4 tRNA genes and 3 rRNA genes are annotated in these 5817 nt (G+C 51.5%); all 7 read right to left on the reverse strand.

Annotated elements, in window-relative coordinates:
- Positions 1–3: 3 nt before the first annotated feature.
- Positions 4–119, reverse strand: a 5S ribosomal RNA gene (gene rrf, locus AAEU42_RS14470).
- A 183-nt stretch (positions 120–302) separates the two neighbouring features.
- Positions 303–377, reverse strand: a tRNA-Glu gene (locus tag AAEU42_RS14475).
- 1 nt (position 378) lies between these two features.
- A tRNA-Lys gene (locus AAEU42_RS14480) sits at positions 379–454 on the reverse strand.
- A gap of 175 nt (positions 455–629) precedes the next feature.
- Positions 630–3471 (reverse strand): 23S ribosomal RNA (locus tag AAEU42_RS14485).
- Between the two features lie 355 nt (positions 3472–3826).
- Positions 3827–3903 (reverse strand) — tRNA-Ile (locus AAEU42_RS14490).
- Positions 3904–3907: 4 nt separating this feature from the next.
- A tRNA-Ala gene (locus AAEU42_RS14495) sits at positions 3908–3983 on the reverse strand.
- Between the two features lie 111 nt (positions 3984–4094).
- Positions 4095–5627, reverse strand: a 16S ribosomal RNA gene (locus AAEU42_RS14500).
- The 16S, 23S and 5S rRNA genes sit together here with 4 tRNA genes alongside, the layout of an rRNA operon.
- Positions 5628–5817 lie beyond the last annotated feature (190 nt).

The raw sequence follows: 5817 nt of genomic DNA on the forward strand, positions 1-5817 counted from the left end.
TTGTGTTGGCACCACCTATTTTACCGGTCCGTCGCCAGACAAGTATCTTCGGCGCGGGTGAGCTTAACTTCCGTGTTCGGGATGGGAACGGGTGGACCCTCACCGCAATCGGCACCAACTTACTTTTCTTTGAAAAGAAAAGTAAGCAAAAGAAACTTCCATATCTCCGTCTTTACCTTACGGAACTTTCTTCTCCTTACCGTTCTTATCAACAGTAAGATATTATATTCAGTTGTCTGCCCTGTGTCAAGAACTTTTATTAAAGTTCTCTTTGCTTACTTTCTCTTTCAAGAGAAAGTAAGTGGTGACCCGTGGGAGAGTCGAACTCCCGTTTGCGGCGTGAGAGGCCGCCGTCTTGACCACTTGACCAACGGGCCATGGTGCGCCTTCACGGACTCGAACCGGGGACCCACTGATTAAGAGTCAGTTGCTCTACCAACTGAGCTAAAGGCGCATACTTTTCTTCTCGAAGAAAAGTATGCAAAAGAAGCTTTCATAAACCTCTCTTCCACGCGGAGCTTTCTTAAGGCTCCCTCTTCTTCTGAAGAATGGTGCTTTGGAACGCACCCTCAAAACCGAACAATGTAGATCTGGATACTTCAGCAAGCACGCCTTGCATGTTTCATGTTAAGGTCAAGCCCTCGGCTGATTAGTACCGGTCAGCTGCATGTGTTACCACACTTCCACCTCCGGCCTATCAACGATGTAGTCTACATCGAGCCTTACCTCATAAAGAGTGAGAGATCTCATCTTAGGGGGAGTTTCACGCTTAGATGCCTTCAGCGTTTATCTCGTCCGCACATAGCTACCCAGCTATGACCTTGGCAGGCCAACTGGTGCACCAGCGGTGCGTCCATCCCGGTCCTCTCGTACTAAGGACAGCTCCCTTCAAATCTCTTACGCCCGCAACAGATAGGGACCGAACTGTCTCACGACGTTCTGAACCCAGCTCGCGTGCCGCTTTAATTGGCGAACAGCCAAACCCTTGGGACCGAATACAGCCCCAGGATGCGACGAGCCGACATCGAGGTGCCAAACCTCCCCGTCGCTGTGGACGCTTGGGGGAGATCAGCCTGTTATCCCCAGGGTAGCTTTTATCCGTTGAGCGACGGCACTTCCACGCGCGTACCGCCGGATCACTAACTCCAACTTTCGTTACTGCTCGACTTGTCAGTCTCGCAGTTAGGCTGGCTTATACGTTTACACTCACTGCACGATTTCCGTCCGTGCTGAGCCAACCTTTGAGCGCCTCCGTTACCTTTTAGGAGGCGACCGCCCCAGTCAAACTGCCCACCTAACAGTGTCCCCCGACCGGATTCACGGCCGCAGGTTAGAAAACCAGCAAATCAAGGGTGGTATCCCAAGGGTGACTCCACGCAAGCTGACGCCCGCGCTTCCAAGTCTCCCACCTATCCTGTACATGACTTACCGATTTCCAGTATTAAGCTACAGTAAAGCTCCATGGGGTCTTTCCGTCTAGTTGCGGGTAACTGGCTTCTTCACCAGTACAACAATTTCGCCGGGCGGGCTGTTGAGACAGTGCCCAAATCGTTACGCCATTCGTGCGGGTCAGAACTTACCTGACAAGGAATTTCGCTACCTTAGGACCGTTATAGTTACGGCCGCCGTTTACTGGGGCTTCAATTCAATGCTTCGCCCGAAGACTAACATCTCCTCTTAACCTTCCAGCACCGGGCAGGCGTCAGCCCATATACGTCATCTTTCGATTTAGCATAGACCTGTGTTTTTGGTAAACAGTCGCTTGGGCCTATTCACTGCGGCCCCCCTTAGGGGGCTCCCCTTCTCCCGAAGTTACGGGGTCATTTTGCCGAGTTCCTTAACAACCCTTCTCCCGTTGGCCTTAGGATTCTCTCCTCATCTACCTGTGTCGGTTTGCGGTACGGGCGCCTTAGCATACCTCACACCTTTTCTCGCCTCTGAACATCGGAGACTTCCCTACTAATTTCGGTCCCTTACGCCCGGGTCAACCAACGCCCGGGTTCTCCTATTTCAAAGTGTCAGTGTGCTTAAGTTTCGGCGGCTACGGAATTTCAACCGTATGTGCATCGACTACGCCTTTCGGCCTCGCCTTAGCTCCCGGCTTACCTTGGGCGGACGAACCTTCCCCAAGAAACCTTAGATTTTCGGCCATTATGATTCCCACATAATTCTCGCTACTCATTCCGGCATTCTCACTCGAATACAGTCCACCGCTGCTTCCGCTACGACTTCACCCCGTATTCGACGCTCCCCTACCCCTGCCTTGCGGCAAGCCCAAGCTTCGGTTAGATACTTAGCCCCGTTATATTTTCCGCGCAAAACCACTCGACCAGTGAGCTATTACGCACTCTTTGAATGAGTGGCTGCTTCTGAGCCAACATCCTGGTTGTTTTTGCAGTTTCACATCGTTTTCCACTTAGTATCTATTTGGGACCTTAGCTGTGGGTCTGGGCTGTTTCCCTTTTGACTATGAGACTTATCTCACACAGTCTGACTGCCGATCATCAATTCTCTGGTATTCTTAGTTTGATAGGGTTCAGTAAGCTTATCGCCCCCTAGCCCAGTCAGTGCTTTACCCCCAGGAATCTAAATCAACGCTAGCCCTAAAGCTATTTCGGGGAGAACCAGCTATCTCCGGGTTCGATTGGAATTTCACCGCTATCCACAGGTCATCACCGGTCATTGCAACGAACGTGTGTTCGGCCCTCCAGTGAGTTTTACCTCACCTTCAGCCTGCCCATGGATAGGTCACCCGGTTTCGGGTCTATGGCTACTGACTTCATACGCGCTATTCACACTCGGTCTCCCTACGCCTCCGGCACTGAATGCCTTAAGCTTGCCAGTAACTATAACTCGCCGGACCATTCTACAAAAGGTACCTCATCACCCATTAACGGGCTTTGAGTGCTTGTAAGCACAAGGTTTCAGGTTCTATTTCACTCCCCTCCCGGGGTCCTTTTCACCTTTCCCTCACGGTACTGCTCCTCTATCGGTCATCAGGTAGTATTTAGGCTTGGAGGGTGGTCCCCCCAGTTTCCCACCGGGTTTCACGTGTCCGGCGGTACTCTGGATCCTCACTAACACAACTCGCCTTTCGCCTACGGGGCTCTCACCCGCTGTGGCTGGCCTTCCCATACCATTCGGCTAGACTATTGTGCCGTTGTGTGAGTCCACAACCCCAGAGAATAAATCCTCTGGTTTGGCCTCTTCCGCGTTCGCTCGCCACTACTAGCGGAATCTCTGTTGATTTCTCTTCCTCGCCCTACTTAGATGTTTCAGTTCAGGCGGTTCCCCACGTACACCTATTTGATTCAATGCACGTTGATGGAGTATTGCTCCACCGGGTTTCCCCATTCGGAAATCTACGGATCAATGCGTATGTGCCGCTCCCCGTAGCTTATCGCAGCTTGTCGCGTCCTTCATCGGCTCCTGATGCCAAGGCATTCCCCTTGCGCTCTTATTAGCTTGACCTTGTAGAACAACCTTGAATTTAAAGCTGTTCTCAATAATCATGAATTATGCAGGCGTCACAGAAGTTTGTCAATTTGGCTTATTATTGTCGTTACCCTACTAAACAGCTTTCGCCATTCAATATTTATTCCACAACATTTTTGCTTTCATTGCCCTCTGTTGCTTGCTTATCATACTTTCAATCTACATTGTTCAGTTTTCAAGGTGCGTCCCTTCCGGTCTCGCCTTTCGTTGAAACCAGATTCAAACATTCAACCCTTTGAACGCTTGAATCCGTTCTCAATGAATATTCTCTTGGAAGGATGTTCGCTATGGAAGTTCTCTTTGCCTTCTTTCTCTTTCAAGAGAAAGAAGGTGGTGGGCCAAAGTGGACTCGAACCACCGACCTCACGATTATCAGTCGTGTGCTCTAGCCAGCTGAGCTATTGGCCCGTCTTGGTGGAGGTTACCGGACTCGAACCGGTGACCCCCTGCTTGCAAAGCAGGTGCTCTACCAGCTGAGCTAAACCCCCAGACAACGTGTGCCCTCTAAATTAAACAACGAAAAGTCACTCTCTAAGCTCCAGAAGGGTCTGACCTTAGGACGTTACAAGAAGATATCTCACTTCTTGAAGTCTCCTTAGAAAGGAGGTGATCCAGCCGCACCTTCCGATACGGCTACCTTGTTACGACTTCACCCCAATTATCGAACCCACCTTCGGCCGCGCCCCCCATTGCTGGTTAGGCTACGGACTTCGGGTGTTCCCGACTCTCATGGTGTGACGGGCGGTGTGTACAAGGCCCGGGAACGTATTCACCGCGGCATGCTGATCCGCGATTACTAGCGATTCCAACTTCACGCAGGCGGGTTGCAGCCTGCGATCCGAACTGGGACGGCTTTTAGGGATTCGCTCCACCTCGCGGTATTGCTTCCCTCTGTTGGCCGCCATTGTAGTACGTGTGTGGCCCAGGACATAAGGGGCATGATGATTTGACGTCGTCCCCACCTTCCTCCGTTTTGTCAACGGCAGTCTCGCTAGAGTGCTCTTGCGTAGCAACTAGCAATAAGGGTTGCGCTCGTTGCGGGACTTAACCCAACATCTCACGACACGAGCTGACGACAACCATGCACCACCTGTCTCTACTTTCCCCGAAGGGCACCTAATGCATCTCTGCTTCGTTAGTAGGATGTCAAGCCCTGGTAAGGTTCTTCGCGTTGCTTCGAATTAAACCACATACTCCACCGCTTGTGCGGGCCCCCGTCAATTCCTTTGAGTTTCAACCTTGCGATCGTACTCCCCAGGTGGGATACTTATTGCGTTAGCTGCGGCACGGAGGGGGTCAGACCCCCCACACCTAGTATCCATCGTTTACAGCGTGGACTACCAGGGTATCTAATCCTGTTTGCTCCCCACGCTTTCGCGCCTCAGCGTCAGTTAATGTCCAGCAGGCCGCCTTCGCCACTGGTGTTCCTCCGTATATCTACGCATTTCACCGCTACACACGGAATTCCGCCTGCCTCTCCATCACTCAAGAAAAACAGTTTCAAACGCAGGCTCGGGGTTGAGCCCCGAGTTTTCACGCCTGACTTGCTTTCCCGCCTACACGCCCTTTACACCCAGTAAATCCGGATAACGCTTGCCACCTACGTATTACCGCGGCTGCTGGCACGTAGTTAGCCGTGGCTTATTCATCAGGTACCGTCACTTTCTTCGTCCCTGATAAAAGAAGTTTACAACCCGAAAGCCTTCTTCCTTCACGCGGCGTTGCTGGGTCAGGCTTGCGCCCATTGCCCAATATTCCCCACTGCTGCCTCCCGTAGGAGTCTGGGCCGTGTCTCAGTCCCAATGTGGCCGGTCAACCTCTCAGTCCGGCTACTGATCGTCGACTTGGTGGGCCGTTACCCCGCCAACTATCTAATCAGACGCGAGTCCATCTCAGAGCGATAAATCTTTGGCAGTCAGACCATGCGATCCGACTGCGTCATGCGGTATTAGCAACTGTTTCCAGCTGTTATTCCCCACTCCAAGGCAGGTTACTCACGCGTTACTCACCCGTCCGCCACTAGGTATTCCTATCATTTGGACGAATCCTCAATCAAGGGTACCCCGTTCGACTTGCATGTGTTAAGCACGCCGCCAGCGTTCATCCTGAGCCAGGATCAAACTCTCAATAAAATGGTATCTATACAGGCCGTTTCCAGCCTGTCTAAATCATTCTATTGAAACCATTTCCATAGCTTCAAAGAAATTTGTCAAGAGCCTCTCTTCACAAACAATCTCTTGCTTGCTTCAAGAGGACTTCTCATCCTCTTCTGGTGCTTTTTAAGCTTCTTTTCGTTGTTTAATTTACAAGGTACACGCCGCT

It is taken from the genome of Pseudoflavonifractor phocaeensis (assembly GCF_038439875.1).
Classification (GTDB): domain Bacteria; phylum Bacillota; class Clostridia; order Oscillospirales; family Oscillospiraceae; genus Vermiculatibacterium.